We start from the raw sequence: 26,115 nt of genomic DNA, 5'->3' as shown, positions 1-26,115 counted from the left end.
ATATAAGGGGGAAATAGAGCTGTCTCTTATACACAATTCCAAAAGAGTGCGAAAAAATAGCTCTCCCCCTTGTTCGATGGAGCTAATTGGTCGAAGAAGTTTATAAAAGGGGGAGTTGGAGGGGGTTGGTGGCTCCCAAGCTGAGTCCGACGCATTAACTATAGCCTCATCACAACAACCCCTCCCCGCCTTACCCCTTGGCGGATAATTCATCGAAAATATAAACACTCCCGATCAAGGGGAGGAGTATTCTTTGCCCATCCAACAATTTATAGCCAAGTAGGCTCTTCCTCAGCCTTCACAGACCAAAGGCTTTCCAAGAGAACGTCATTACTATCTGGTTTGCTGTTATCGCTTAACTCATCTACTTGGATAAGCATAGGCAAGTCAAACGAAGTACCAGTAATAATGCAAGAGCCTCTTGATAGGTTCGGAATCAATGAGCGAGAAACAGAGTCTAATGTACTGATAGTATTATCTAACAGAAACAAATCACGGTCGTTGACTAAACGATGGATAAAGAAATTGTGCAACTGAGACATAATTGTTGCAGATATATCCGCAGGTCGTTGGCTTGATAACGTTAGGAAAATACCGAACTTACGACCTTCCTTAATCAATTCTTCAAACAACTCTAAACGGTAGTCTTTCCAGTTAGCCTGTTCACGTACTGATTGCTGAGAAAGGATGTTATGTGCCTCATCAATAATAAGGTGCAGTGTCTTTTCTGGGGGGCTTTTCTTAACCAATTTTTTGTGAGAATTGTAATAGTGCTTCGTTACAAGAAGGGGAATGATTTTCTTCACGTCTTGGTTGCAATTACGCAGTGATATGACCGTTAGCGCTTTATCTTCATCGCCACTCTCGTCAGCACTAGATTTGATCTCAATTACTTTGGACAGTCCGTTGAGAGATGATTCCGCACGTTTTAGAAGTGGTTGAATGTGTTCAAATTGAACGGAGCCATACATAACATCCCAAATGAGTTTTAACTCGCAGCGTAGTGTGAATTCTACGAACGGAGACAATTCATCAAGGGTGATGTTGGATACGTGCGGTTCAAGTATCTCGGTGTATCGATCTTGGGTATCGAAGAAAGCATTATGTATCGGTTCGTATTTGAACTTATTTTGTCTCGAATGCCAGATAATGTTTTCTAGCCTTGTTAACACATCTTGACCATTAATAGCCCCGACCACTCGCTTTAATAAGTCGAGAGTCTCTGGCTTCTGTGATGTCGATACAAAGCAGAACCTAATCGTTTCTTTGATATAGCGTAATAAACTATTTGGAGAATCTTTATACTTTTCACGTCCTCTCAATACACTGCTTATAAAAGGTTTTTGTGTGTTCGGAGTGGCTTGAAAAAGAATAGAAAGAGTCTCTGCGTTCCAAAACTCATGATCTGCTAGTGGGAACTGGTGTTTTGCTTTATCTGTGTTGAGATCAATAACGTTTTTTTCAGAAGAAGAAACGATTTGATCTTTGATGTACTCACCATTGAAATCAAGCAGTACGAACTTGCTGACAGGTTTGATCTGCTCATGCTTTTCATCGAACAAAGTGGTGAAGAGTTTCGTTAGAGTATTTGATTTACCGCTACCAGTGTTCCCAAAAATACCAATGTGAGTATTGAACAACTTCTGCCAAGGTAGAGATATCTCAATCCCTTCTTTTAACAATGATCCAATGCAGAAATTTGATTCAACACTAGATGAATATACTGTCTTTAAGGCTTGTTCAGGTAACAGGAAGGCTGGATCACGGATCAATGGTAAGAACTTGATGCCTTCAAAGAAGTTACCATTTTCAATGTAGCCAATAGGGCGAACATGCACTTTTCGTACGTACTCGATTTTATCCGTATTCTCTTGGAAACGTCTTTCATCTAAGTACTCACCCTCAACAATGCATACAATGTCACGGAAGCCACGCTGAATTGAAACGTACTCTCTGATAGAGATACCTTTGTATCGCTGACCTTCATAGAAAATAGTGTCTTTGTTCGATGTCTCATCAACGGTTAACGTAATTTGAATGCCATTTACCGCTGTGACCTCACCAATGAAGATGCTCATGCGTCATCCTCACTAAGTGTTAGGACGTGAGAATTGAAGTAAGAGAAATCTAATGCATCACCTTCTTCATGGACAACGTACTTAATGTTATTGAAATCAGAGAAATGCTTTTGCAATTCAGGGATCATGGTTTCTCTGTAGCAACAGATGTATACCTGTAGAGTAGGATTCGTCAGAGAGCGTTTAATCAAGTTCCTGATATGCTCATCAGCAAATGAGAACCCGAAGGCTATCAATACGCTATTTGGCTTTTCTAATTCATAGCTAAGGTGGCGCAGCATTTGGTAATAGTGTTCTTCAAATACCGTTTCGTGGAACTTCCATTTTGTAGGGTTCACGATAGGTAACTGGTTATATTCCTTGTAGAAGTCATCTTGTATGTTCTCGAATGCTGCTTTGTTTTCATCATCGATAGTCATTGAACACAACTGATCCACGGTGTGAGAGCCGCTTTCTAACATCTCTTTGAAGTCACCGTAGTACATGCTGTCTATTGATGACCCAGAAACGATTTGATCGGCAGAAGAATAATCAACGAGGATAGAATCGTTGTGCTTGCGCCAGAAAGCGGAGCCGTGAAGGTGGATAAGATTGACTTGTCGTTGGACTTCTTTGTTTCTGTCGAAGATACCTGATTCAGTGGTCATACAATCGAAGTTACGAGCCTCAACGATTTTTTTATGGAAACCACGAGAGCCATCGTTGATGTTAAATCGAATTGATTTTTCTTCATAGAGTTGATCTGCTGCATAGGCTAGGCAGGAATCGTAGTTCGTGGTGAAGAAGTTAATCTTTCTGTCGTAACCTCGTTTTCGTCGAAGAATTTCGAGGTTCAATTTCATGAACTTCTTATAATTATCGATGACTGCTCGTTCGTCGTCTTCTAAGGTAGTGAAATCAACAGAACTAACAGGCTTAATGCATTCCTCGTAGTAATACATGAATAACAAGGCTTTGAGGTGTTTAGCGTCAATCGAATCGAACTCGGTAGCCAAAGTTTCAATCGTCTCCCATTTCCCCTCAGTTTGCATGTCTAGTGCAAGAGTAGGGAATAGACCTGCCGATGCTCCTGCACCGATCAAATAGTTTATGTTCTTGTCGTGTAGGTCGTTCAGATCGATTTTGGAAGTCGTCATAGGGTCGAATGCTCAGAATAATTATTAAATTTGTTGATAAGTAACTGTTTTACAACTGAGATTATCGGGAAATGAAATGACGGTCAATTACCGATAAGTGGTGCGGGTTTAGTAGGGGAATAATTAATCATCTACTTAAGAGATATCCATAGACGATCTGACGTCGACCTTGAAATGCTGTGACACCCACTAAAAAGCCCTCCATCCGGAGGGCTTCAAATTCTCATAAGCTTCTGCACTTAACCTTGACGATTACGGCTAGGCTTAGTCGCCTTCTGCGCTTTACGGTTGCGGTTACCGCGGCCGCCGCTTGGTGATGTTACGCGCTCTTCGTGGCGCTTAACTGCGCGACGGATCTTCTGGCTGCGTGAACGGTCACGTTTGCGAGAGGTGTTGTTGCCATCAACGAAGCTTTCTTTCTCTGGGCGAAGTTCTACCATTTCACGTAGGTAGTTTACTTCTTTCAGGTCTAGCTCCATCCATCCGCCACGAGGCAGTTTTTTGTCTAGGTAGATATCACCGTAGCGAACACGTTTTAGACGGCTTACCGTGGTGTCTTGTGATTCCCACAGACGACGAACTTCGCGGTTACGACCTTCGTTGATTGCTACGTAGAAAGTGTGGTTCATACCTTCACCACCAGCGTAAACCACGTCTTCGAAACGTGCTTTACCATCTTCAAGGTCTACGCCGCGCACTAGGTTTTTCACCTTTTGCTCAGTCACTTCACCAAATACACGAACTAGGTATTCACGCTCTACTTGGCGAGATGGGTGCATCAGGCGGTTAGCCAGTTCACCATCGGTAGTGAACAGTAGCAGACCAGAGGTGTTTGCATCCAGACGACCTACTGATACCCAGCGTGCGCCACGGATCTTTGGTAGACGATCAAATACTGTGCGACGACCTTCTGGATCGTGACGAGTACAAAGCTCACCTTCTGGCTTGTAGTATGCAAGTACACGACAAACCACTTCTTCAGAAGCTTTTACAGAAACGGCGTGACCGTCAATACGTACTGCTACAGTGTCGTCTTCTAGACGTTCACCTAGCTTAGCCACTCGACCATCAACACTTACTCGACCGGCACGGATCATTGCTTCCATCTCGCGTCGAGAGCCATGACCGGCACGTGCTAAAACTTTCTGTAACTTTTCGCTCATTGTTTTACCTATAATGTCGTCTTCACAGACGTCGAAATCTAAATAGTGATCTGCCTAAATTCGGCGGGCGCATATTATGGCAAAAAAACCGCTTCAGGTCAGCACAAATTTACTCAAATGGCGTTGGGTCGCCAGCACCTAATCGTGCTACCACTGGCTCATCTTCACTAAAGTCAATCACAGTGGTTGGTTGCTCACCTAAGTAGCCGCCATTTAGGATTGCGTCCACGGCGTGCTCTAGCTGATCGCGAATCTCTTCTGGGTCAGACTCGGTGTTGTCATTGCCCGGCAAAATCAAGGATGTGGACATCATTGGCTCACCCAAGGCTTCCAGCAGGTCCAACGCAATCTTGTTGTCTGGAACACGAATACCAATGGTTTTCTTCTTGGCATTCATTAGACGGCGTGGCACTTCCTTGGTTCCCTTAAAGATAAAGGTGTAAGGGCCCGGAGTGTTGTTTTTTAACAAGCGGAAGGCACCGTTATCAACGCGAGCATAAAGTGATAGCTCAGATAGGTCTCGACACAACAAAGTGAAGTTGTGTTTGTCGTCTAGACGACGAATGCGGCAGATGCGCTCAAGCGCTTGTTTGTTCTCTAACTGACACCCCAATGCATAACCTGAATCGGTCGGATACACCACTACACCACCGTTACGAATGATCGCTACGGCTTGATTAATCAAACGTGCTTGTGGATTTTCTGGGTGAACATAAAAAAATTGACTCATTTCATTCCTCACTATGAGCTGTAGGCTCAATATTGATGGGCAGCTTAGCGACCACTCTCGACGGGTGATTTGGCTGGAGCTAGCGCCCAATCTTTCCATACAGGTTCAACGCCAGCAGGTAACCAAAGGTTGCGCCCTAACTCCATCCAAGGAGACGGGTAATGAAAGTCTGAACCTTGCGACGCTAATAGATTGTATTGTATAGCATAATCAGCCAGATTGCGCCTTTCTTGTTGGGCTTGTTGAGGTTGAGCAACTTCCATTGCGTCACCGCCCACCTCGGCAAAGGCTTGCAGCAAGCGTTTGATCCACTTTGCGGTTAGGTCATATCGACCCGGATGCGCTAGTACCGCTTGACCACCCGCTGCGTGAATCACGTCTACCGCTTCGTGAATAGAACACCAATTTGGCGGCACATAACCTGGATTGTTGCGGGTCAGGAATTTCTTAAACACCTGCTGCATGTTTTTGGCATAACCGTTATCTACTATCCATTTGGCAAAGTGCGCTCGGGTGATAGGCGCATCACCTGCGATCTGTTGAACTTCTTCCAACACACCTTCACGGGTCGATTTGGCTAATCGAGTCGCCATCAGTTCAGAACGAGCAACTCGACGAGCTTGCTGTTCTTCAATCAAACGATTGAGTTCGGCACTGTTCACATCCACATTTAAGCCAACGATGTGAATATCTTTATTTTGCCAAACCGTAGAAATCTCAATGCCTGAGATGATCTGCAAATCAAGCTGCTTTTCCGCAACGTATGCGCGTGCCTGCGCAAGTCCTGCAGTGGTGTCATGATCGGTAATGGCTAGCACATCAAGATCAAACTCAAGTGCCCTATCGACCAGTTGCTCGGGAGTAAAACGGCCATCCGACGCTGTCGTATGGCTATGTAGATCAATTCGCATAAATTATCGCTTGACTTATTTACCCTGCACTAGCAAGCTAGTACAGAAATACAAACACAGGTAAGTCACCCATGTTACAGCATTTATCCACTTCGCATAACGAGATTCTAGCAATGGCTAACATTGAGGCTCGTTGGTGTGCGTGGCAAAGCGACTGGCGGGCTTAGCGAATAGTTTAATTTATAGAACACTACTTCAACAGCCCGCTTTTTAAGCGGGCTGTTTTAATTTGTCGACTCACTCACACTCAACCGAACAAAAAAGAATCAAATAAAACACTATGCCGATTGGGCTTGTTCGTGGTTTGTGCGAGTATGTAACGCAGGAAATTAATGATGCAAATTCAGGGAGGTCTTGTGAACAAGGCCATTAGTATAGAGCAGCAAGGTACGCTGACTCTGCACCACCAAGTGGTGCCATATTCAGAAGACCCAACACGGGTATTTCAGGCAGTTTGTGGTAATAAGGCCAATAGCCTGTTACTAGAATCTGCTGAGATTGACTCCAAAGAAAACATTAAGAGTTTTTTGCTTATCGATGCTGCGGTTCGCATTGAGTGTAATGGGCATAAGGTTCACTTTGAGCCACTTACAGGCAATGGACGTAACCTTGTTAAACGCATCGCTAGTCATATTCAATCTGAGATCCCAAACACCTTGGATGACTCAGGGCTAACCATCGAGTTTTCAATGCCATGCGATACGCTAGACGAAGATAGCCGCATGCGTGAGGCTTCTAGCTTTGATGCGCTGCGTTTAGTGCAGCACAGTTTTGATATCAGTGGTCACGACAAGTTTGCGCTTTTCATCGGCGGTCTGTTTGCTTATGACCTAGTGGCAAACTTTGAACCACTAGGCGATGCAAAGACCACCAACAGTTGTCCTGACTACGTTTTCTACGTGGCTGAAAATCTGATGGTGATTGATCACCAAAACCAGAGCGCTGATATTCAAGCAACGCAATTTGATGGTGACGATGCGGTTGCTGAAACTCTCAAACAGCGTTTGGTTGACATTGCCAAGCTTTGTGACTCTCCAGCGCCACTGGAAAATGCACCCGTTATTGAATCTATAAGCGAACAAACTAACATCAGCGATGATGAGTTCTGCCAAATCGTACGTGACTTAAAAGAGTACGTGGTAAAAGGCGATATTTTCCAAGTAGTGCCGTCTCGCCGTTTCACGCTTCCTTGCCCTGCTCCGCTTTCAGCTTACAAAGCGTTAAAGCAAAGCAACCCAAGCCCATACATGTTCTACATGCACGATGAGCGTTTCACGCTATTTGGCGCATCGCCAGAGAGTGCGTTGAAGTACGAAGTAGAAACTAATCAAGTAGAAATCTACCCAATTGCAGGCACTCGTCGTCGTGGTAAACGCCCGAACGGTGAGATTGATTTTGACCTAGATAGCCGTATCGAACTTGAGCTGCGTACCGACAAGAAAGAAAACGCAGAACACATGATGCTCGTTGACCTTGCGCGTAATGACGTGGCTCGTATTGCTGAGCCGGGCAGCCGTCACGTAGCGGATTTGCTCAAAGTCGACCGCTACAGCCATGTGATGCATTTAGTTTCTCGTGTGGTTGGTCAGCTTCGTAATGACCTAGACGCACTGCATGCTTACCAAGCGTGTATGAATATGGGTACATTGACTGGTGCGCCAAAAATTCGTGCCATGCAACTGATCCGTGATGTTGAGCAAGCTCGCCGTGGCAGCTATGGCGGTGCGGTGGGTTACCTAACTGGTGAGGGTGACCTTGATACTTGTATTGTGATTCGTTCTGCTTATGTAGAAGACGGTGTTGCGCAAGTTCAGGCAGGTGCTGGCGTAGTATTCGATTCAGACCCGCAAGCGGAAGCTGACGAAACACGTGGTAAAGCGCAAGCGGTTATCAACGCAATCAAACACGCACACTCGGAGTGATCACTATGGCACATTTAGTCTTTGTCGATAACTTCGACTCATTTACATACAACCTTGTCGATCAGTTTCGCTCACTAGGTTACCCTGTCACCATATACCGAAATAACATTGCCGCTGAGGTTATCGAACAAGCGGTCAATGAACTGGATAACCCAGTTGTGATTCTTTCTCCAGGACCGGGCGCACCATCAGAAGCGGGCTCAATGCCAGAGCTTATTCAGCGCTTAAAAGGCAAAGTTCCTATGATAGGTATTTGCCTTGGTCATCAAGCCATTGTTGAGGCTTACGGCGGTGTTGTCGGTGGCGCAGGTGAAATCATCCACGGTAAGGTGTCTTTGATGGAGCATCAAGGTCACCCAACATACGCTGACTTGCCTTCTCCGTTAGCAATCGCTCGTTATCACTCACTGGTTGCTTTGGAAGTGCCGAGTTCACTTGAAGTCACCGCAGAAGTGGATGGATTGACGATGTCCGTAGTCAATGAACAAGACCGAGTATGTGGCTACCAGTTCCACCCAGAATCTATCATGACCACTCACGGTGCGACCTTATTGGCAAACACCATTGAATGGGCACTATCCCCTGTTTCGGCGACAGCACAATAAGGTTTAAAAGGAATTTAACGATGCAAGACATTATCAATAAACTGTATGACCAAGAATCTCTGAGCCGTGAAGAGAGCCACACCCTGTTTGACGCCATCATCAAGGGTGAGATGGAGCCTGTTCTACTAGCGGCTGTGCTGACAGCGCTGAAAATCAAAGGCGAAACCCCGTCAGAAATCGCAGGTGCGGCTAGCGCATTACTAGATAACGCAAACCCGTTCCCTCGCCCAGACTACGACTTTGCAGACATCGTAGGCACAGGGGGTGATGGCTCAAACACTATCAATATCTCAACCACGGCTGCGTTTGTTGCTGCGGCCTGTGGCGTAAAAGTGGCAAAACACGGTAACCGTGGGGTATCTAGCAAATCTGGCTCTTCTGATCTTCTCGACTCATTTGGTATCAACCTTGCGATGAGCGCAGAAGACACCGCTAAGGCCGTAGACGATTTAGGCGTAGCCTTCTTGTTTGCGCCGCAATATCACAGCGGTGTGCGTCATGCAATGCCGGTGCGTCAGACCATGAAGACTCGCACCATCTTTAACATCCTTGGCCCACTGATTAACCCAGCACGTCCAAACATCGAGCTAATGGGTGTTTACGCACCTGAACTGGTTCGCCCAATTGCTCAAACCATGCTTGAAATGGGTTACAAACGTGCAGCAGTAGTACACGGTAGCGGCCTTGATGAAGTGGCTATTCATGGTGAAACTTTGGTGGCTGAAATCAAAGATGGTCAAATCACCGAGTACACGCTCAGCCCAGCAGATTTTGGCGTCAACACCCACCCGCTAGAAGCAATCAAAGGCGGAGAGCCTGCTGAAAACCGTGCCATCATCACTGATATTTTGACTGGCAAAGGTACAGAAGCTCAAGTTTCTGCGGTAGCAGTCAACGTAGGCTTGCTACTTAAACTGTTTGGCAATGAAGACTTAAAAGCAAACACTCAAAAAGCGATTGATGCCATGAACTCAGGCAAAGCGTACGAGCTGGTTAAACAACTGGCAGAGCGAGGATAATGAAATGAGCCAACCTGTTTCTCAAAACCAGCGCGATATGGCACAAGTGTTAGCCAAGATAGTTGAAGACAAACGTATCTGGGTGGAAGAGCGTAAGCTATCTCAACCATTAGAGACCTTCAAATCAGATCTGAAACCATCGGATCGCAGCTTTTACGATGCGCTATCACAGTCGGGGACTCGCTTTATCCTAGAGTGTAAGAAAGCGTCACCATCAAAGGGGCTTATTCGTGACGATTTTGATTTAGATTACATTGCGTCCGTCTACAAAGATTACGCAACCGCAATTTCAGTGCTGACGGATGAGAAGTATTTCCAAGGCAACTTTGATTTTCTTCCTCAAGTCAAAGCGCAGACAACTCAGCCAATTTTGTGCAAAGACTTTATGGTCGATACCTACCAAGTTTACTTGGCCCGTCACTACCAAGCCGATGCTATTTTGCTGATGCTCTCGGTGCTTGATGACCAAGAGTATGCAGAACTTGCCGAAGCTGCACATAGTTTGGGTCTTGGCATTCTTACTGAAGTGAGTAATGAAGAAGAGCTTGAACGAGCGATCGCATTAAAAGCCAAGGTAGTGGGTATTAATAACCGTAACCTGCGCGATCTTTCTATCGATTTAAACCGTACCAAAGCGCTGGCTCCTAAGCTGCCACAAGGCACTGTGGTTATCTCAGAGTCTGGTATCTACAACCACGCTCAAGTGCGTGATCTTGCAAACCATGCGAATGGTTTCTTGATTGGTAGCTCACTAATGGGCGAGCAAAACCTAGAGCAAGCTGTGCGCAAAGTGCTGCTTGGTGACAACAAGGTTTGCGGCCTCACCCACTCTGATGATGCTGCTAAAGCATACCAAGCGGGGGCTGTGAACGGTGGTCTAATTTTTGTTGAAGCGTCAAAGCGTTATGTTAACCCTGAGACTGCTCGCATGGTGATGAGTGGCGCACCACTAAACTATGTTGGTGTGTTCCAAAATCATGCGCTCGAAGAGGTTATTCAAATCGCCAACGAACTGGGTTTGAAAGCCGTTCAACTTCACGGTGAAGAAGACCAAACCTACGTCACGGCGCTAAGATCTCAGCTTGCAGATAATTGCAAGATTTGGAAAGCCTATGCTGTGGCTGACCAAACACCAGCACTGCTTGAAGGCGTAGACCGCCATCTACTGGATACCAAAGTTGGCAGCCAATCAGGCGGCACTGGTCAAGCGTTTGACTGGTCGCTTATTCCTGAGCAAGGCAAAGAAACATTAATGCTGGCAGGCGGCATTAACCCAGGCAACGCAGCCACTGCGGCGCAAATCGGTTGTCTCGGACTGGATTTAAACTCAGGTGTGGAAAGCGCACCGGGTAAAAAAGATATCAACAAATTGAACGACGCATTCGCTGCGATTCGTCATTTTTAATAAAGGATCTCCCATGGCTAAATTAGATGCCTACTTCGGCGAATACGGAGGCCAGTTCGTGCCTCAAATCTTGGTGCCAGCATTGGACCAACTTGAACAAGCTTTTATCGACGCCCAAGCAGATCCTAGCTTTCGTGCGGAATTTATGTCACTGCTGCAAGAGTACGCTGGCCGCCCAACGGCGCTAACACTGACTCGCAACTTGACCAAAGGCACCAAAACTAAGCTGTACCTAAAACGTGAAGATTTGCTTCACGGTGGTGCACACAAAACTAACCAAGTATTAGGTCAGGCGCTGCTTGCTAAACGCATGGGTAAAGATGAAATCATCGCAGAAACAGGTGCAGGTCAACACGGTGTTGCAACGGCGTTGGCATGTGCTCTACTTGGCCTTAAATGCCGTGTTTACATGGGTGCTAAAGACGTTGAGCGTCAAAGCCCGAACGTATTCCGTATGCGCTTAATGGGTGCTGAAGTGATCCCTGTGCATTCAGGTAGCTCAACGCTAAAAGATGCTTGTAACGAAGCACTGCGTGACTGGTCTGCAAGCTATGAAACGGCGCACTACCTACTGGGTACGGCGGCTGGCCCTCACCCATTCCCAACCATCGTGCGTGATTTCCAACGTATGATTGGAGAAGAAACCAAGAACCAGATCCTTGCTCGTGAAGGCCGCCTTCCAGATGCTGTTATTGCTTGTGTTGGTGGCGGTTCAAACGCTATTGGCATGTTTGCTGACTTCATCGACGATGAAGAAGTTGGTCTGATTGGTGTTGAGCCAGCAGGTCTTGGCATCGATACCGACCAACACGGTGCGCCACTTAAGCATGGCACAACGGGTATCTTCTTTGGTATGAAAGCACCACTGATGCAAGATGCGCACGGACAAGTTGAAGAGTCTTACTCTGTATCGGCGGGACTTGATTTCCCATCGGTTGGTCCTCAGCATGCTCACCTGAACGCTATTGGCCGCGCTCAATACGAATCAGTGACTGATGATGAAGCCCTAGAAGCGTTCCAAATGCTGGCGCGCAATGAAGGTATCATTCCTGCGCTTGAGTCTTCTCACGCATTGGCGCACGCCGTTAAGATGGCAAAAGATAATCCAGAAAAAGAGCAACTTCTGGTGGTTAACCTATCTGGTCGTGGTGATAAAGATATCTTCACGGTTCACGATATCCTAGAGCAAAAAGGAGCGCTGTAATGGATCGTTATCAAGCACTGTTCTCTCGTCTAGAAGAGAAAAACCAAGGCGCATTTGTTCCATTCGTAACCATTGGTGATCCAAACCCAGAGCAGTCTCTAAAGATCATGCAAACCCTAGCGGCTTCTGGTGCAGATGCCCTAGAACTAGGTTTTCCATTCTCTGATCCGCAAGCCGATGGTCCTACTATCCAAGGGGCGAACATTCGTGCATTGGATGCGAAAACCAACCCGGACACGTGTTTTGAACTGATCGCAAAAATCCGTGAACAGTACCCAGAAATGCCTATTGGTCTTCTAATGTATGCGAACTTGGTTTACAGCCGTGGGATTGAAAACTTCTACCAGCGCTGCCAAGAAGTCGGCATCGATTCGGTATTGATTGCTGACGTACCAACTGGCGAAAGTGCTGAGTTTGTTGCAGCTGCAGAGAAGTTTGGTATTCACCCAATCTTTATCGCTCCGCCAACGGCGTCTGATGAAACCATCAAGCAAGTTGCGCAGCTGGGCGGCGGTTACACCTACCTACTATCACGTGCAGGTGTAACAGGTACTGAAACCAAGGCAAATATGCCAATGGGTACACAGCTTGAAAAACTGACGCAATACAATGCGCCACCATCACTGCTAGGCTTTGGTATCTCTGAGCCTGCGCAGGTGAAGCAAGCGATTGAATCTGGTGCGGCTGGTGCTATTTCTGGTTCTGCTGTGGTTAAAATTATTGAGAAGAATCTTGATAAGCCAGAGGCGATGCTTGAAGAACTGGGTGAGTTTGTTAAGAACATGAAAGCTGCTACGCAGAAGTAAGGCTCTTATGCCCCTCCCCTTTTCTAGCGGCCGGCGTCCCGGGGGAGGTTGGGAGGGGTTAAAATGCGAGCTAGCCTGTTGTGTAAAGGTTAAATTGACGGTTTAGATTTCTCACCAATCAAATCATGTACTCACTGATAGTTCGATTTAACCCCCTCCCGCTCCCCCTTGAAAAGGGGGGAGAGCAGCACAACACTCGACTCAACACCACCGACCTCAAACAATCCTCACCAAATATTCACTCATAATCCCCATTCAAGCTTGTCCCACCATCATTTTTCAGTAGACTGTAGCCAATCAAATTTTAGAAGTTTTGCCTCAAATGAAATTGCTGATCGATTTTATTCCTCTGATTATCTTTTTCGTGCTGTATAAAACACACGATATCTATGTCGCCACTGGAGCGCTTATCGTTGCAACGGCAGTGCAAATCGCCCTGACCTTCTTGTTATACAAGAAAGTAGAAAAGATGCAGGTTGTGACCTTTTTGATGGTGACCGTATTCGGTGGCATGACCATCTTCCTGCACGATGAGAACTTCATTAAATGGAAAGTCACCATCGTCTACGCCATTTTTGCTATTGGTCTGTTTGTCACGGACTTAATGGGTAAACCACTCATTAAAGGGATGCTTGCCAAAGAGATCACCTTGCCAGAGTCCGTCTGGAAAAAGATCAATTGGGCATGGATCGGCTTCTTTAGTTTCTGTGCTGTGCTAAACGTCTACGTAGCATTTAGCCTACCATTGGATGTGTGGGTGAACTTCAAAGTATTTGGTCTGCTAGCAGCGACCTTTGGCTTTACACTTCTCACTGGTATCTACATTTACAAGCAGATGCCAAAAGAAGAATCTAACCAAAGCCAAGAATAACAACTGTATGATTTTACCCTCCAGCGCCCCATTGGTGCTGGAGGGTTTTCTTTTTAGGTAAGTAGTATGTCAATTCCAAACACTCCTCGCGGCCAAATGTTGCTGCGCACTCTTGCAATGCCTGCAGATACCAACGCTAATGGTGATATCTTTGGTGGCTGGATCATGTCTCAGCTCGATTTGGCGGGCGGTATTCTGGCAAAAGAAATTTCTCATGGCCGTATCGTCACCGTTTCAGTATCGAGCATTACCTTTAAACAGCCTGTTCGTGTGGGTGATGTGGTGTGCTGTTATGGCGAATGTACCAAAATTGGTCGCACTTCCATGGAAATAAATCTCGAAGTATGGGTCAAACCTGTCAGTGAAGATGGCATTGGTGAGCGTTACCAAGTGTGTGAAGCTCAATTCAACTACGTAGCGATCGATAGCCAAGGCCGCCCTCGCCCTGTAAAAGGCGAGTAATTTCACACTTCATCGTCACGGTGCTGCAGCGCCGATGACGAAGCATTACTATTTCGCTTGTTCTCGAAAATAAAAAGGATTTAAGTATGTGGTACGTGATTTTTTCTCAGGACGTTGAAAACTCTCTCGAAAAACGTCTTTCAGTACGTGAGAAGCACCTTGCTCGTCTGCAAACACTGCAAGATGAAGGTCGCCTTCTAACCGCAGGTCCAATGCCTGCATTAGATACCGAAAACCCAGGTGAAGCAGGCTTCACAGGCTCTACCGTGATTGCAGAATTTAACTCTCTAGAAGATGCAAAAGCATGGGCTGACGCCGACCCATACATTGAGGCGGGTGTTTACCAAAACGTCATCGTAAAACCATTTAAGAAGGTGTTTTAACCGATGAGCTCTTTACTAGCGAATTCTAAGTTCGCCAAAAGTTCGGTGAAAACTATCCTTTCGCTGTCGCTACTCGCCATTATTGCGGGCTGTGCTACGAAAGATGATAAACAAGAAAAGATTGAAATGATGGCAGAGCACCGCGCAAGTGTGCTGGCTGCTGGCCTGCCGATGGAGTACGGCCCACTCAAAGTGATGAAGGCGTCTGCAAACAGGGGCGTTATCGAACTTATGATGCTGTACAACCAAGACGGTGGCGGTGCACCAGCGCAAGTGTTGATGGATAATGCGGTAAATTACTACTGCAGCCACAAAGAAACACGAGCCGCACTAGATGAAGGGGTTCGCTACCGCTTGTTGTTAAGAAACAGCCGTGGTCAGCTACTAATTGACCAAGGTGTTGATAGCACTAAGTGTACAGTTAACTGATAGTAATAAAGCCACTGTATCCAGTGGCTTTATTTTTTACTGAGCATAAACCGCTTTAAGTCTTGCTCTTGCCTCATGACAAACAAGATATAGATACTATTTCCGTCGTATTTATAAAACACCCGACACGGGGAAACGATAACTTCACGATAAGGAAGGGTTGGTAACTCTGGTGGTGTTCGGCCAGATTCTGGAAATGCTTCTAACCGCTCAATGGCATTAAAAATGGACTGAACAAGCTGCTTAGCCGCAAGCGTATTTTCAATGGCAACATACTCTGCGATGTCATTGAGGTCAGATAATGCGGGCTGGGTCCAAACTATTTGAGCCATTTCGACATTTGGTCCTTAGCTTCATCGTGGCTAACCAATTGCTCAGATGCGATGGCTCGCTCGCCCCTCGAAATACCTTCGAGAATTGCCAAGCGTTTTTGCATCGATTCATAGTCATCGACATCCACCAAGTATGCCGAGGGTTTACCATGCTCAGTAATCAGCACAGGCTCTTTCGAGTCATGCAGGTCCGCTAAGATTTTTGTTGCTTCACGTTTTAATGAAGTCACTAACTCGACTTTCATGGGCTGGCTCCTCACTAATCGTTAAAGTGATACTATTGTATCACTTTAACTTTAGCAACAATCTACTGCTGTCGCTTAAACACCATCACCTTAAGCGCTGCTTGCATATCTTCATCTTTAAACTCAGGCGGGTTTTCCAAACGGTGTTGGAACTCTAGCTCTGGAGCTTCTTGCTGCATTGACTCGATCAAGAACTCTGGCAATACCGCAGGGGAGTTTGCACACGCTAACACTTCACCATCTTCTGTCAGTAGATCGGGCAATTTGCGTAAGATGCGCTTGTAGTCTTTGGTTAGGGCAAAGCTGCCTTTTTGGAACGATGGTGGGTCGATAATCACCATATCGTAAGGGCCACCTTTCTTGATTTTGCCCCAAGAACGGAAGATATCGTGACCAAGGAAGAACACTTGGTTGAGGTTGTGTTCATTTAGCTTATGGTTATCACGACCACGGCTCAGTGAGCCACGAGACATATCTACGTTCACCACTTTGTCTGCACCACCAGCAATGGCAGCAACCGAAAAACCACAAGTATAAGCAAATAGGTTGAGGACATTTTTGTGCTTAGCACGCTCAGCGACCCAATCACGACCTAAGCGCATATCAAGGAACAGACCAAAGTTCTGATTTTTGCCCAGTGTCAGCTGATACTTTAGCCCCGACTCTACAACAACAGGGTGATAGTTTGGCTCACCTAGTAGTACCTCAAATGGCGCACCCTCTTGGTAGCGATGCTGAAGTAAGATGGCGAAACCGCCCTTTTCTTCCCATTTAGGGCTCTTGGCAAGCTCAAGTAGGCCTGTTTTTAGTGTACTAAGAAATACGTCATCAACAGGCTTGAAAATATTCACCACCAACTGGCCTTGCAGCCAATCGACGGTCATCTGCTCTAGCCCCGGCCAACAACGGCCACGACCATGAAAAAGTCGGCGCACTTCATTCGGTGCTTGTTCAAATTGCTGTGCTAAATGCGGCCAAAAGTCCGCTAGTGCTTCACTGTTCATTGAGTTATTCATTATTTCATTACCGGCCAATTAAGTTGCCAAGGCATTTGCCATTGGGTAAGTGCGTCCAACATGGCTTGTGTGCGCCATTTCTCGCCATTGTTTTCTTGCTGCGCTGGGTTACAAACGAACTGGAAAGCTTCGCCTTGATAAGTGAAGCCTAGAGCGTATGCGTGCAGGTAACCACGGTCTGCTTGAGAAGAAGGATTGTAAATATCATCGCCAACAATGCCTGAACCGACCGATTTAAGCGCCACGCGGATCTGATGAGTTTTACCTGTTTTTGGTTTACATAAGAAAATACGCTCGCCGCTCTCCCCTGCTAACGAGAAAAACTGGGTAATTGCTGGATTTTCTTTACTGTTGAGAAGTTTCCATGCGCTACGGCGTGAGCGTGCCATATCACCCATCACCAGCCCCTGCTTTTTCTTAGGTTTTTTAGCGCCAATGGCTAGATAGAACTTTTCCACCTCTCGTGAGGCAAACAGACCAGATAGCTCACTTGCTGCTTTGGCGTTTCTTCCTAGCAGTAGCAATCCTGAGGTCATCTTATCGAGACGATGGATCAGATAAAGCTGAGTATCTCCGCAAACCTTTGCCACTTCTTGAAGCAGCGCAGTATCAGTATCACCATCATCTTTATGCACACTGACATTATGATGCTTGTGGATGACGAGAAAATCAGGATGGGTAAATAGTATATCGAACATAGTTGCTATCTTGCGCTCATAAAAAAGCCCGCAATCGATGCGGGCTAATAAGTATAACGGCTCAATTAAGCAAAGAATACCACTAGGATCAGCACTGGGCAGACGATACGTACGTAAAGTGGCCAGATTTTCCAAAATAAACTCTGCTCGATTTCTGGATGCCCCTGCTTAAGCTCTTCCAATAGTTTGTTTCGGTTCCAAACCCAACCCACCAGCAAAGCAAAAATCAGACCTAAGATTGGTTGAGCGTAAACCGTGGTAATGGTAACAACGAAGCCAAACAAGGTGCCAAAGTTCATCACAATGACTGCAGAGATAATGGTAATGATGCCGCCGATCCAAGCAACAGCAACTTTACGCTTGTGGCCAAGTTGCTCAATCGCACAAGAGACAGGTACTTCTAGCATTGAGATAGACGAGGTTAATGCCGCAATCACCATCAAGGCGAAAAAGAGTAGGCTTACAAACTCACCAATCACACCCATGGTTTCAAACATAGCTGGTAGCACAGTAAACACTAAGGTATCTGAACTTAAAAGGTTACCCGCTTCATCAAAGATTTGTACGCCGTTTTGCTTAGCGACAAACATCGCTGGAAGGATAAGCAAGCCCGCACCAACGGCAATGCCAGTATCAACCAAAGAGACCTGAACGGCAGTTTTTGGCAGATTAGTATCTTTTTTAAGGTATGAACCGTAAACCATCATGGTACCGACGCCCAATGAAAGCGAGAAGAACGCCTGCCCCATTGCATTCACTACCAGATCCATACTGAAATGAGAAAAATCTGGAACTAGGTACATGGTCAGGCCATCCATTGCGCCATCCTGAGTCAGGATGTAGATGATCATGACTGCAAATAGACCCAACAGCACAGGCATTAGACGGGTAGACCAGCGCTCAATACCTTCAGCCACGCCGCTTTGTACGACATACATAGTCAAGCCCATGAACAGCACCATCAAAATAAGGTTTCGGGACAGGCTAAAGCTAGTGATCCAGTCAACGGTTGACTCCATGCCGACCATGCTCATTGCACTGCCTGCGAAATTACCGATCAACCACCCTGCAATAATTGCGTAAAAACTGAGGATCAGGGAGGCTGCTGCCATACCGGTTAGGCCAACAAGTGCCGCACCTAATCTGCCTTTCGGCCAAATTGATTGAAGCGATTTAATTGGGTTCGACTGACCGTAACGACCAATCGTAAGCTCGGCAATCAGCATTGGACATGCCAAGATGAACACCATTGCCAAATAAGTCATCAAGAAAACAGCGCCACCATTACTGGCCGCTTGAGTTGGGAACCCCCAAATATTACCTAAACCAACCGCAGAGCCTGCCGCAGCCATGATAAAACCCAGCTTGGAAGAGAACTGGGCACGAGAGTTAGTCGCCATACTTACCTAATCCCGCAAGAGTGTAAACTTATATGTACACCCATGCTTTTTCGTAGTTAATCTTAAAGTATGGCAAGTAAAACAGTTTGCGATTAAAATTAAAAGCGCCTGCGCTATATTTATCTATTTTTTGCACTTTTATAGCAATCAAGTGCTTTAAATTTAAGCAGCGCAAGTCCTTTCCTTTACAAAACCAACAAAACTCAAACATTTGCAACAACCACTAGGATGCAAATGGTTACGCTTTTTCCACGCCGAACTATCTAGTTTCCCTCTCGCATTTAGTGCTAGTATTGATTCGATAAATTTGTCGGATATCTTGCTGAAAATGGAAAAGTTTTACCAAATCTTCGCACTGGTCAGTTTAGTTTTATACTGGGTTTTAGTTGCTGGTGTGACGATTCGAGTCGTCTTAAAGCGTCGTGCCGTCAGTGTTTCCCTCGCATGGCTGATGATCATCTACATCGTACCTGTACTCGGTGTTGTGTGTTATTTCCTTTTTGGTGAATTAAACCTTGGACGCAAACGCGCCGAACGTGCGCAAAACATGTTCAGTCCATACGGGTTTTGGTTTAATCAACTCCATGACTGCCAAGCGCATCAACCTGATCTGATTCAAGGTGAACTGTCCCAAATTCACGATCTCTGCTCCAATCGCACCGGTATTCCTGCGCTATGTGGTAATACCCTATCTCTTCAAACCACGCCCGAAGGGATTTTACGTTCGGTTATTGAAGATATAGAAAATGCCGAGCAAAGCATTCGTATGGTGTTTTACATCTGGCACCCAGGTGGACTCGCAGACTCCGTCGCCTCGGCATTAATCAAAGCGGCAAAGCGTGGGGTTACGGTACAAGTTCTGCTGGATTCCGCAGGCAGCCACCGTTTTTTCCGCAGCCACTGGGTAGATCTGATGAAGCGTTCTGGTGTGGATGTGGTGCAAGCATTAGGCGTATCTCCAATGCGTGTTTTCCTGCGCCGCCTAGATCTTCGCCAACACCGAAAAATCATCACCATCGACGACCAAATTGCTTACACAGGTTCTATGAACATGGTCGACCCTGCGCACTTTAAACAAGATGCAGGCGTGGGTCAGTGGATTGATGTCATGGTTCGTGTCACTGGACCGACGGTGAACGTACTAGCGGCCATCCATGCTTGGGATTGGGAAGTAGAGACCGGTGAGCGAATTTTGCCGAGCTTCCCACTGTGCGCCATCGAGCCAGAAGCCACAGATCCACACCCTGTGCAAGTAGTGCCATCGGGTCCGGGTATGCCCGAGAACTTGATTCAACAAGTATTAAATCTTGCCATCAGTCAGGCAAAACACTCTGTACGTATTACCACCCCGTATTTTGTCCCGAGTGAAAACCTGCTGGAAACATTAAAAATGACCGCTCAACGTGGGGTAAAAGTTGAGCTGATCATCCCACATCGTAATGATTCGATCATGGTGAAGTGGGCATCCAAAGCCTTCTATTCGGAGCTTCTCAACTGCGGCATTGAAATCTATGAATTCAGCGGCGGTCTATTGCACACCAAGTCAGTAGTGATTGATGAACACTACGCCCTAATAGGCACCGTTAACCTAGATATGCGTAGCCTGTGGCTAAACTTTGAAGTGACACTGGCTGTCGATGATAAAGCCTTCACCCAAGAGCTATATTGGGTGCAGCAGAGCTATATCGATCAAGCACATAAGATTCAATCTGCTGAATGGTCTGAGCGAGGTTTTATTCACCGCTTCTTTGAGCGAGCCTACTTCCTATTCAGCCCACTTCTGTAATTTAAACTATTTGCGCAATTGAAATGAAAAGCATTGCCCCAGCAGCCGTCATTCGGTAGTTTTGGGGCATTGCCGTTTTTTGAACAAGGAAAAGTCATGTCTGAGAAAAAGACAACCAAACTGGTTACTGCGGGTCGCAGTAAGAAATGGACTCACGGTGTTGTTAACCCACCAGTGCAGCGTGCTTCAACCATCGTATTTGATACGGTTGCCGAAAAGCACAAAGCGACCTCAGAGCGCATGGGACATACGCTTTTCTACGGCCGTCGTGGTACTCAGACCCACTTTGCCTTCCAAGAAGCGATGGTTGAAATCGAAGGTGGCGCTGGATGCGCGCTTTACCCATGTGGCACCGCAGCTATCTCTAACGCTTTGATCTCTTTTGTTTCTGCTGGCGATCACGTATTGATGGTGGATACTTGCTACGAACCAACCCGAGACTTCTGTGACACGATTTTGAAAAAGCTGGGTGTAGAAACCACCTACTACCCACCACTTATTGGCGAAGGCATTAAAGACCTCATCCAACCAAACACCAAAGTGTTGTTTACAGAATCTCCGGGCTCGATCACCATGGAAGTACAAGATGTACCGACCATGGCAGAGATCGCTCACCAGCACGACATCATCGTCATGCTCGACAACACTTGGGGTGCAGGGGTAAATTTCTCTCCGTTTGATCATGGTGTTGATATTTCCATCCAAGCGGCAACCAAATATATCGTCGGTCACTCAGATGTGATGCTAGGTACGGCGGTTGCCAATGAGCGCTGCTGGGATCAACTGCGTGAACAAAGCTACCTTATGGGTCAGTGTGTCTCGCCAGATGATGCCTACCTAGGATTGCGTGGCCTGCGCACACTCGATGTTCGTTTGAAGCAACATGAGAAAAACAGCATCGAGATCGCCAAATGGCTTGCAGAGCGACCAGAAGTAGACCATGTTCGCCACCCAGCGCTAGAGAGCTGCCCTGGGCATGAGTTTTACCAACGTGATTTCTCAGGCTGTAATGGCCTGTTCTCGTTCGTGTTAAAGACCAGCAACTCTAAAGCGACAACCGCACTTTTAGATGACATGAAGCACTTCAGCATGGGCTATTCATGGGGTGGCTTTGAGAGTTTGATCCTAGCCAACGAGCCAAAGAGCTTTAACAGCTTGCGCACAGTAGCAAATCCAAACTTTGAAGGTACACTGATCCGCTTGCACATTGGCTTAGAAGATACCCAAGATTTGATTGAAGATCTGGAAGCTGCTTTTGAACGATACGTTCAGGCACTTGGCTAATCGCTCAACACACTAAATAACAAAGGGCTGGCAATTTTCATTTGCCAGCCCTTTTTGGTTAGTTTCAACTATGCCTAGTCAATCACTTCAACTCCGTGGAACAAGCGATACAACACTGGCACAACAATCAATGTCAGTATTGTTGCAAAGCCCAAACCAAACATGATGGTCACAGCCATAGGTTTGAAGAAGATATCAGGAAGCAAAGGTACCAAGCCAAGAATGGTAGTAATTGCCGCCATGCACACTGGGCGCACACGGCTTAAGGATGCTTCAACAACCGCATGGTATGGCGCCTTGCCAGATTTCATCTCTATCTCGATTTGATCGAGCAATACGATGCCGTTTTTGAGCAGCATGCCTGAAAGGCTGAGGAAGCCCAATAGCGCCATGAAGCCAAATGGAGTATCAAACATCAATAGACCAGCGGTCACCCCAATAACAGCCAGTGGCACGGTAGCCCATACTATCAGTGGCTCTTTTACCGAGTTGAACAAGAACACGGTAATCAAGAACATGAACAGGTAGCCAAGCGGCATGGTCTTGAACAGCGACTCTTGTGCGTCGTTAGAAGACTCGTACTCACCACCCCACTCCAATGCGTAACCCGGCGGCATATCGATCGCATCGATAGATTCCATTAAACGTTGTTGCAACGTCGCTGCGGTTTCGTCACCAAATGGGTTAGGGTCTGCCATTACGGTTAAGATACGCTTACGATCTTTTCGCTCAATCACAGGATCTTCCCAGCGTAAGTCATAACCTAAGATCACCTGTTGTAGCGGAATATATTCGCTTAACGCTGGGCTCCAAATCTTCATGCCTTCAATGCTCTGGATATTGACTCGCTCCTCATCTGGCAGACGAGCAACAATTGGCATTAAGGTGGTGCCATCGCGATACACACCTATGGTTCGTCCGCTAAACGACATGTTGAGCATCTGGTCGAGATCTGACTTAGTGATACCGTAACGGCGAGCCTGACTTTCATTAAAGTCTGGTTCGATGATTTTGGTTCGCTCACGCCAATCATGACGAATATTGAACGCACCAGGGTCAGCACGCATGATATCGACGACTTGGCTCGCCAATGTACGCAGTACCGTTGGGTCTGAGCCTACTAGTCGAGCTTCGATTTTCGCTCCGCCACCGGGACCAAGCTCGACACGTTTCAGCTTGTAATCAATTTGCGGATAATTGGCGTCCAGATGGTCACCAAATTTCTCCATCAAGGCATCAAGCTGCTCGAAGCTCTTCACCCGTGTAACGATTTCACCATAGGCTGGGTAAGACTTACCCGGTGCGTAAGTCAGCATAAAGCGTTGCAGACCCTTACCAGCAGTAGTGGTGATGTGATCAACCGCTGGGTCCTGTTCAAGCCAATTGGTCAGCTCTTCGAGCTTTTCGTTCGTGGCTCGAATATCTGTACCTTCTGGCATCCATACATCAACCATAAACATCGGTGTGGTTGAAGATGGGAAGAATGACTGCTTAAGTTGGGTAAAACCATATAAAGAGGCAGCAAGAGCAACGACAAGAAATATCACCGTCAGCCACGCACGCTTCATACAAAACTCTAGGAAGTTTTTATACAGCACAAAGATCATGCCGTTGTATGGATCCGCAGGCTCTGCATCAGGGTCATGCTCACCCTCTTTAAAGAACAGGTCGGCAAAGAATGGCGTTAATGAGATAGCCGTAAACCAGCTCAACATCAAGGAGATAAGCAATACTGAGAACAAGGTGCCACAATACTCACCCGTGGCATCTTCAGACAAACCAATCGGCGCAAATGCTGTCACCGCAATCACTGTTGCCCCCAGCAAAGGCCACTTGGTTTGCGTCACGATATCGGTAGCAGCTTGGAGCCGAGTCCGCCCTTTTTGGGTCCCGACCAGTATACCTTCCACCACCACAATGGCGTTATCCACCAGCATCCCCAGCGCAATGACCAAAGCGCCGAGCGAGATACGCTGTAGCTCGATTTCCATATATTGCATGAAGATAAAGGTACCAAGCACCGTCAACAGCAGGATCAAGCCTATCAACAGACCCGAACGCAGCCCCATAAAGAACAGCAGTACCACGATAACAATTGCCACCGCCTGCCCTAAACTGACCACAAAGCCTTTCACCGATTTATCGACTTCTTTAGGCTGGCTGTAGATTTCTGCAATGTCGATGCCGATAGGTTGCTGCTCTTTAAGTTCAGCAAGACGTCTTTCGACGTTACCACCAATTTGCACCACGTTAACGCCTTGGGCAAAAGAGACCCCAATATTCAGCGCTAGATGTCCATTGTAATTGATGATATTGCTTGGGACTTCGATGTAGCCACGTTTCACTTCAGCCACGTCTCTCAAGTAGATAAGCCCCTGAGCGCCACCTTCAGTTAAGATAAGGTCCCCAAGCTCTTCAACATCAGCAAACTCCCCTGTTGGTTGGATACGAATGTACTCGGTACCAACTCGAATCGCCCCCGCATCATTAACGGTGTTTTGGGTTTGCAGCAAGTTGTAGATGGTTTGTGGCGAAATACCTAAGGTGTTCATTCGCTTCATCGATACTTCAATGAAAACCTGCTCTTGGCGCTGACCCGATACACTGACCTTGCCTACACCATCAATCAGCTCTAGCTCTCGGCGCAGATAATCAACGTAATCAAGCAGCTCTTTGTAGGAGTACCCATCACCAGTGACTGCAAGCAAAATACCAAACACATCACCAAAGTCATCAATGACTTGAGGTGGGTTAACCCCCGGTGGCAACGAGTCTTTTATGTCGTTAACCTTGCGGCGCAGCTCATCCCATATTTGCGGAAGATCATCTGGGCCATAGTTGTTCTTCATCGTCACCGATATCTGAGATAGCCCTCGGGTAGAGGTTGATTTCACTTCATCCACATAAGTGAGCTGGCCGATGGCTTTTTCTAGAGGATAGGTCACCTCTTCTTCCACTTGCAGCGGTGTTGCTCCCGGATAACTTGTCACTACCATGGCATCTTTGATGGTAAATGCAGGGTCTTCCAAGCGGCCAAGACCGAAGAAAGCCGATGTTCCACCAATCAAAAATATCAGTGCCAGCATCCAACTGATGACACGGTTTTGAATAAAATACGCCGCAATCCCTTTATTTGGGCTGTGCTCGTTCGCTACTTCATTCATTTCCTGCCTCCTGCGGGATCACTTTGACTTGCATTCCATCTCTTAAACGAGCAACACCTGCGATAACGATGTCTTGTCCAGCCTCTATGCCAGACACTACTTCCACTTGTTCACCCACCAGTTTGCCAACTTCGACGGTTTTCTTACTCACTTGGGAGTCATCTACCACCCAAACAAAGCGGTTGGTGCGGTCGATATCGTCGCCATCTTGGTTAAACAAGGCTTCAATAGGTATGGTTAATTTAGGCAGTAACTTGAGTTTGGCGTTATTTCTTGCTGCGATCTCCAGCGCCGTACCATCGAGTATTGGGTCATCCGCTGGCATAGGCATGGTTAAAGTGAGGTTGTAGGTCGCAGTCTCTGGGTCAGGTTCTGTAGTGTACTCTTTGATTTTGGCTGGATACTCGGCCCCCGGTTTGACTCTCACCAGCAGCTCTATCGATTCGAAATCGATATTCTGTGGCTGTTCAGTAAAAACTCGGTCTGGCACTTGTACCACCACTTCAACCGTGTCTATTTTATGAATGTTGATCACCGCCTGACCGGTTTTGACGTTTTCAAATTTATCCACGGCGACACGCGAGATAATGCCGTCAATCGGGGCGGTTAAGGATGTGTAGGACAGGCGTAATTTAGCCAGGTCTAGCTCGGCTTTTGCTATCGCTCGTTGGGCAGCTAACTCATCAAATTGTGACTGAGCCAATAAGCCTTTTTTGACCAAAGGTGCAGAGCGGGTGTACTGACTGTTGGCCACACTGTATTTAGCCGAAGCGTTATCCACATCGAGTTGATAATCTGTGGTATCGAGTTTGGCCAGCACATCGCCTTTTTTAACCAAGGTGCCTTCTTTAACTGACAGCTCTAATACTTCCCCTGAGACTCGAAAACTCAGCGCCGATTTATGCGCCGCTTGGGCAACGGCGGGAAAGTAAAGCTGGCCTGCGCTTTGATTGCTGCCAACTTCAATGGTTTTTACCTCGGGTTGATAGTCTCTTGGCACCACTTCAACTTTGCCGCAGCCAGCGAGTCCCACCAGCAGGGCCATTGCGATAAGTTTCATCTTCAT

At 46.7% G+C, this 26,115-nt stretch carries 24 protein-coding genes; 12 read left to right on the top strand and 12 right to left on the bottom strand.

The annotated features are described in order from the left end of the window. Positions 1 to 269: 269 nt before the first annotated feature. The 5 genes from J4N39_RS05790 to rnm all read right to left on the bottom strand — a co-directional run bounded on the left by J4N39_RS05790 (position 270) and on the right by rnm (position 6,018). Positions 270 to 2,078, bottom strand: a complete 1,809-nt coding sequence (locus J4N39_RS05790; RefSeq protein ID WP_252022999.1) for an ATP-binding protein — start codon at positions 2,076 to 2,078, stop codon at positions 270 to 272. Beyond that, on the bottom strand, positions 2,075 to 3,214 hold the full coding sequence (locus tag J4N39_RS05785; protein WP_252022996.1) for an SIR2 family protein: 1,140 nt from the start codon (positions 3,212 to 3,214) through the stop codon (positions 2,075 to 2,077). Before J4N39_RS05785 ends, J4N39_RS05790 begins: the two co-directional genes overlap by 4 nt. Positions 3,215 to 3,453: 239 nt before the next feature. After that, positions 3,454 to 4,377 carry a 23S rRNA pseudouridine(2605) synthase RluB gene (rluB, locus tag J4N39_RS05780; RefSeq protein ID WP_252022995.1) on the bottom strand — a complete coding sequence of 308 codons (924 nt, stop codon included), beginning with the start codon at positions 4,375 to 4,377 and terminating at the stop codon, positions 3,454 to 3,456. Positions 4,378 to 4,486: 109 nt separating this feature from the next. Next, positions 4,487 to 5,107: an L-threonylcarbamoyladenylate synthase gene (locus tag J4N39_RS05775; RefSeq protein ID WP_252022994.1), complete on the bottom strand. Its 621-nt coding sequence runs from the start codon at positions 5,105 to 5,107 to the stop codon at positions 4,487 to 4,489. Positions 5,108 to 5,151: 44 nt separating this feature from the next. Next, positions 5,152 to 6,018, bottom strand: a complete 867-nt coding sequence (rnm, locus tag J4N39_RS05770) for an RNase RNM (protein WP_252022993.1) — start codon at positions 6,016 to 6,018, stop codon at positions 5,152 to 5,154. Between the two features lie 332 nt (positions 6,019 to 6,350). Between rnm and J4N39_RS05765 the strand changes: the two genes are divergently transcribed. The 10 genes from J4N39_RS05765 to J4N39_RS05720 all read left to right on the top strand — a co-directional run bounded on the left by J4N39_RS05765 (position 6,351) and on the right by J4N39_RS05720 (position 15,124). Next, positions 6,351 to 7,940, top strand: a complete 1,590-nt coding sequence (locus J4N39_RS05765) for an anthranilate synthase component 1 (protein WP_503063854.1) — start codon at positions 6,351 to 6,353, stop codon at positions 7,938 to 7,940. A 5-nt stretch (positions 7,941 to 7,945) separates the two neighbouring features. After that, entirely contained in the window at positions 7,946 to 8,545 is a 600-nt protein-coding gene (locus J4N39_RS05760; protein WP_252022991.1) for an aminodeoxychorismate/anthranilate synthase component II, read from the top strand. Between the two features lie 20 nt (positions 8,546 to 8,565). Then, positions 8,566 to 9,564, top strand: coding sequence for an anthranilate phosphoribosyltransferase (trpD, locus tag J4N39_RS05755; RefSeq protein WP_252022990.1), 999 nt, complete (start codon positions 8,566 to 8,568; stop codon positions 9,562 to 9,564). Positions 9,565 to 9,568: 4 nt separating this feature from the next. Then, entirely contained in the window at positions 9,569 to 10,969 is a 1,401-nt protein-coding gene (gene trpCF, locus J4N39_RS05750; RefSeq protein WP_252022989.1) for a bifunctional indole-3-glycerol-phosphate synthase TrpC/phosphoribosylanthranilate isomerase TrpF, read from the top strand. 13 nt (positions 10,970 to 10,982) lie between these two features. Continuing rightward, positions 10,983 to 12,173, top strand: a complete 1,191-nt coding sequence (gene trpB / locus J4N39_RS05745) for a tryptophan synthase subunit beta (protein WP_252022988.1) — start codon at positions 10,983 to 10,985, stop codon at positions 12,171 to 12,173. Then, on the top strand, positions 12,173 to 12,979 hold the full coding sequence (trpA, locus tag J4N39_RS05740; protein ID WP_252022987.1) for a tryptophan synthase subunit alpha: 807 nt from the start codon (positions 12,173 to 12,175) through the stop codon (positions 12,977 to 12,979). The genes trpB and trpA overlap by 1 nt, the downstream gene beginning before the upstream one ends. 322 nt (positions 12,980 to 13,301) lie before the next feature. Beyond that, positions 13,302 to 13,850, top strand: coding sequence for a septation protein A (locus J4N39_RS05735; RefSeq protein WP_252022985.1), 549 nt, complete (start codon positions 13,302 to 13,304; stop codon positions 13,848 to 13,850). A gap of 66 nt (positions 13,851 to 13,916) precedes the next feature. Further along, a complete protein-coding gene (gene yciA, locus J4N39_RS05730; protein ID WP_252022983.1) occupies positions 13,917 to 14,312 on the top strand; it encodes an acyl-CoA thioester hydrolase YciA in 396 nt (131 codons plus the stop codon). Positions 14,313 to 14,398: 86 nt separating this feature from the next. After that, a complete protein-coding gene (locus J4N39_RS05725; RefSeq protein ID WP_252022981.1) occupies positions 14,399 to 14,695 on the top strand; it encodes a YciI family protein in 297 nt (98 codons plus the stop codon). Positions 14,696 to 14,698: 3 nt separating this feature from the next. After that, positions 14,699 to 15,124, top strand: coding sequence for a GspS/AspS pilotin family protein (locus tag J4N39_RS05720; protein ID WP_252022905.1), 426 nt, complete (start codon positions 14,699 to 14,701; stop codon positions 15,122 to 15,124). Between the two features lie 29 nt (positions 15,125 to 15,153). Here the strand turns inward: J4N39_RS05720 and J4N39_RS05715 are convergent, their stop codons facing one another. From J4N39_RS05715 to J4N39_RS05695, 5 genes are all read right to left on the bottom strand, one after another. Beyond that, positions 15,154 to 15,456: a type II toxin-antitoxin system RelE/ParE family toxin gene (locus tag J4N39_RS05715; protein ID WP_252022904.1), complete on the bottom strand. Its 303-nt coding sequence runs from the start codon at positions 15,454 to 15,456 to the stop codon at positions 15,154 to 15,156. Next, positions 15,444 to 15,701: a type II toxin-antitoxin system Phd/YefM family antitoxin gene (locus J4N39_RS05710; RefSeq protein WP_252022903.1), complete on the bottom strand. Its 258-nt coding sequence runs from the start codon at positions 15,699 to 15,701 to the stop codon at positions 15,444 to 15,446. The genes J4N39_RS05715 and J4N39_RS05710 overlap by 13 nt, the downstream gene beginning before the upstream one ends. 62 nt (positions 15,702 to 15,763) lie before the next feature. Next, positions 15,764 to 16,705 (bottom strand): class I SAM-dependent methyltransferase, encoded by a 942-nt coding sequence (locus J4N39_RS05705; RefSeq protein WP_252022902.1) that lies wholly within the window; start codon positions 16,703 to 16,705, stop codon positions 15,764 to 15,766. A gap of 11 nt (positions 16,706 to 16,716) precedes the next feature. Beyond that, positions 16,717 to 17,415, bottom strand: coding sequence for a TIGR01621 family pseudouridine synthase (locus J4N39_RS05700; protein ID WP_252022901.1), 699 nt, complete (start codon positions 17,413 to 17,415; stop codon positions 16,717 to 16,719). A 65-nt stretch (positions 17,416 to 17,480) separates the two neighbouring features. After that, positions 17,481 to 18,815, bottom strand: a complete 1,335-nt coding sequence (locus tag J4N39_RS05695; protein WP_252022900.1) for a sodium-dependent transporter — start codon at positions 18,813 to 18,815, stop codon at positions 17,481 to 17,483. Positions 18,816 to 19,143: 328 nt separating this feature from the next. Here J4N39_RS05695 and cls point away from each other — a divergent pair, with 328 nt between their 5' ends. Together cls and J4N39_RS05685 are read left to right on the top strand one after the other, a co-directional pair. Further along, positions 19,144 to 20,601 carry a cardiolipin synthase gene (cls, locus tag J4N39_RS05690; protein ID WP_252022899.1) on the top strand — a complete coding sequence of 486 codons (1,458 nt, stop codon included), beginning with the start codon at positions 19,144 to 19,146 and terminating at the stop codon, positions 20,599 to 20,601. A 96-nt stretch (positions 20,602 to 20,697) separates the two neighbouring features. After that, positions 20,698 to 21,885, top strand: a complete 1,188-nt coding sequence (locus J4N39_RS05685; protein WP_252022898.1) for a cystathionine beta-lyase — start codon at positions 20,698 to 20,700, stop codon at positions 21,883 to 21,885. A gap of 74 nt (positions 21,886 to 21,959) precedes the next feature. Here J4N39_RS05685 and J4N39_RS05680 read toward each other — a convergent pair whose 3' ends face one another. Together J4N39_RS05680 and J4N39_RS05675 are read right to left on the bottom strand one after the other, a co-directional pair. After that, complete coding sequence (locus J4N39_RS05680) at positions 21,960 to 25,049, bottom strand: efflux RND transporter permease subunit (RefSeq protein WP_252022896.1); 3,090 nt, start codon at positions 25,047 to 25,049, stop codon at positions 21,960 to 21,962. Further along, positions 25,042 to 26,115, bottom strand: a complete 1,074-nt coding sequence (locus J4N39_RS05675) for an efflux RND transporter periplasmic adaptor subunit (protein WP_252022894.1) — start codon at positions 26,113 to 26,115, stop codon at positions 25,042 to 25,044. Before J4N39_RS05675 ends, J4N39_RS05680 begins: the two co-directional genes overlap by 8 nt.

Origin of the sequence: Vibrio sp. SCSIO 43136, assembly GCF_023716565.1 — a bacterium.
Taxonomy (GTDB): Bacteria; Pseudomonadota; Gammaproteobacteria; order Enterobacterales; family Vibrionaceae; genus Vibrio.
Note: the sequence above shows the minus strand (reverse complement) of the source record. Positions and strands in the feature narration are given on the sequence as shown.

Bases quoted from the DNA above. Each gene is read 5' to 3' on its own strand.
- J4N39_RS05685 (WP_252022898.1), top strand. From the start codon at position 20,698: ATGTCTGAGAAAAAGACAACCAAACTGGTTACTGCGGGTCGCAGTAAG.
- trpA (WP_252022987.1), top strand. From the start codon at position 12,173: ATGGATCGTTATCAAGCACTGTTCTCTCGTCTAGAAGAGAAAAACCAA.
- J4N39_RS05720 (WP_252022905.1), top strand. From the start codon at position 14,699: ATGAGCTCTTTACTAGCGAATTCTAAGTTCGCCAAAAGTTCGGTGAAA.
- J4N39_RS05705 (WP_252022902.1), bottom strand. From the start codon at position 16,705: ATGAACAGTGAAGCACTAGCGGACTTTTGGCCGCATTTAGCACAGCAA.
- J4N39_RS05700 (WP_252022901.1), bottom strand. From the start codon at position 17,415: ATGTTCGATATACTATTTACCCATCCTGATTTTCTCGTCATCCACAAG.
- trpD (WP_252022990.1), top strand. From the start codon at position 8,566: ATGCAAGACATTATCAATAAACTGTATGACCAAGAATCTCTGAGCCGT.
- J4N39_RS05760 (WP_252022991.1), top strand. From the start codon at position 7,946: ATGGCACATTTAGTCTTTGTCGATAACTTCGACTCATTTACATACAAC.
- J4N39_RS05725 (WP_252022981.1), top strand. From the start codon at position 14,399: ATGTGGTACGTGATTTTTTCTCAGGACGTTGAAAACTCTCTCGAAAAA.
- J4N39_RS05735 (WP_252022985.1), top strand. From the start codon at position 13,302: ATGAAATTGCTGATCGATTTTATTCCTCTGATTATCTTTTTCGTGCTG.
- J4N39_RS05710 (WP_252022903.1), bottom strand. From the start codon at position 15,701: ATGAAAGTCGAGTTAGTGACTTCATTAAAACGTGAAGCAACAAAAATC.
- J4N39_RS05695 (WP_252022900.1), bottom strand. From the start codon at position 18,815: ATGGCGACTAACTCTCGTGCCCAGTTCTCTTCCAAGCTGGGTTTTATC.
- J4N39_RS05715 (WP_252022904.1), bottom strand. From the start codon at position 15,456: ATGGCTCAAATAGTTTGGACCCAGCCCGCATTATCTGACCTCAATGAC.
- J4N39_RS05675 (WP_252022894.1), bottom strand. From the start codon at position 26,115: ATGAAGATGAAACTTATCGCAATGGCCCTGCTGGTGGGACTCGCTGGC.
- J4N39_RS05785 (WP_252022996.1), bottom strand. From the start codon at position 3,214: ATGACGACTTCCAAAATCGATCTGAACGACCTACACGACAAGAACATA.
- trpB (WP_252022988.1), top strand. From the start codon at position 10,983: ATGGCTAAATTAGATGCCTACTTCGGCGAATACGGAGGCCAGTTCGTG.
- J4N39_RS05765 (WP_503063854.1), top strand. From the start codon at position 6,351: ATGATGCAAATTCAGGGAGGTCTTGTGAACAAGGCCATTAGTATAGAG.
- J4N39_RS05680 (WP_252022896.1), bottom strand. From the start codon at position 25,049: ATGAATGAAGTAGCGAACGAGCACAGCCCAAATAAAGGGATTGCGGCG.
- trpCF (WP_252022989.1), top strand. From the start codon at position 9,569: ATGAGCCAACCTGTTTCTCAAAACCAGCGCGATATGGCACAAGTGTTA.
- J4N39_RS05790 (WP_252022999.1), bottom strand. From the start codon at position 2,078: ATGAGCATCTTCATTGGTGAGGTCACAGCGGTAAATGGCATTCAAATT.
- rluB (WP_252022995.1), bottom strand. From the start codon at position 4,377: ATGAGCGAAAAGTTACAGAAAGTTTTAGCACGTGCCGGTCATGGCTCT.
- cls (WP_252022899.1), top strand. From the start codon at position 19,144: ATGGAAAAGTTTTACCAAATCTTCGCACTGGTCAGTTTAGTTTTATAC.
- yciA (WP_252022983.1), top strand. From the start codon at position 13,917: ATGTCAATTCCAAACACTCCTCGCGGCCAAATGTTGCTGCGCACTCTT.
- J4N39_RS05775 (WP_252022994.1), bottom strand. From the start codon at position 5,107: ATGAGTCAATTTTTTTATGTTCACCCAGAAAATCCACAAGCACGTTTG.
- rnm (WP_252022993.1), bottom strand. From the start codon at position 6,018: ATGCGAATTGATCTACATAGCCATACGACAGCGTCGGATGGCCGTTTT.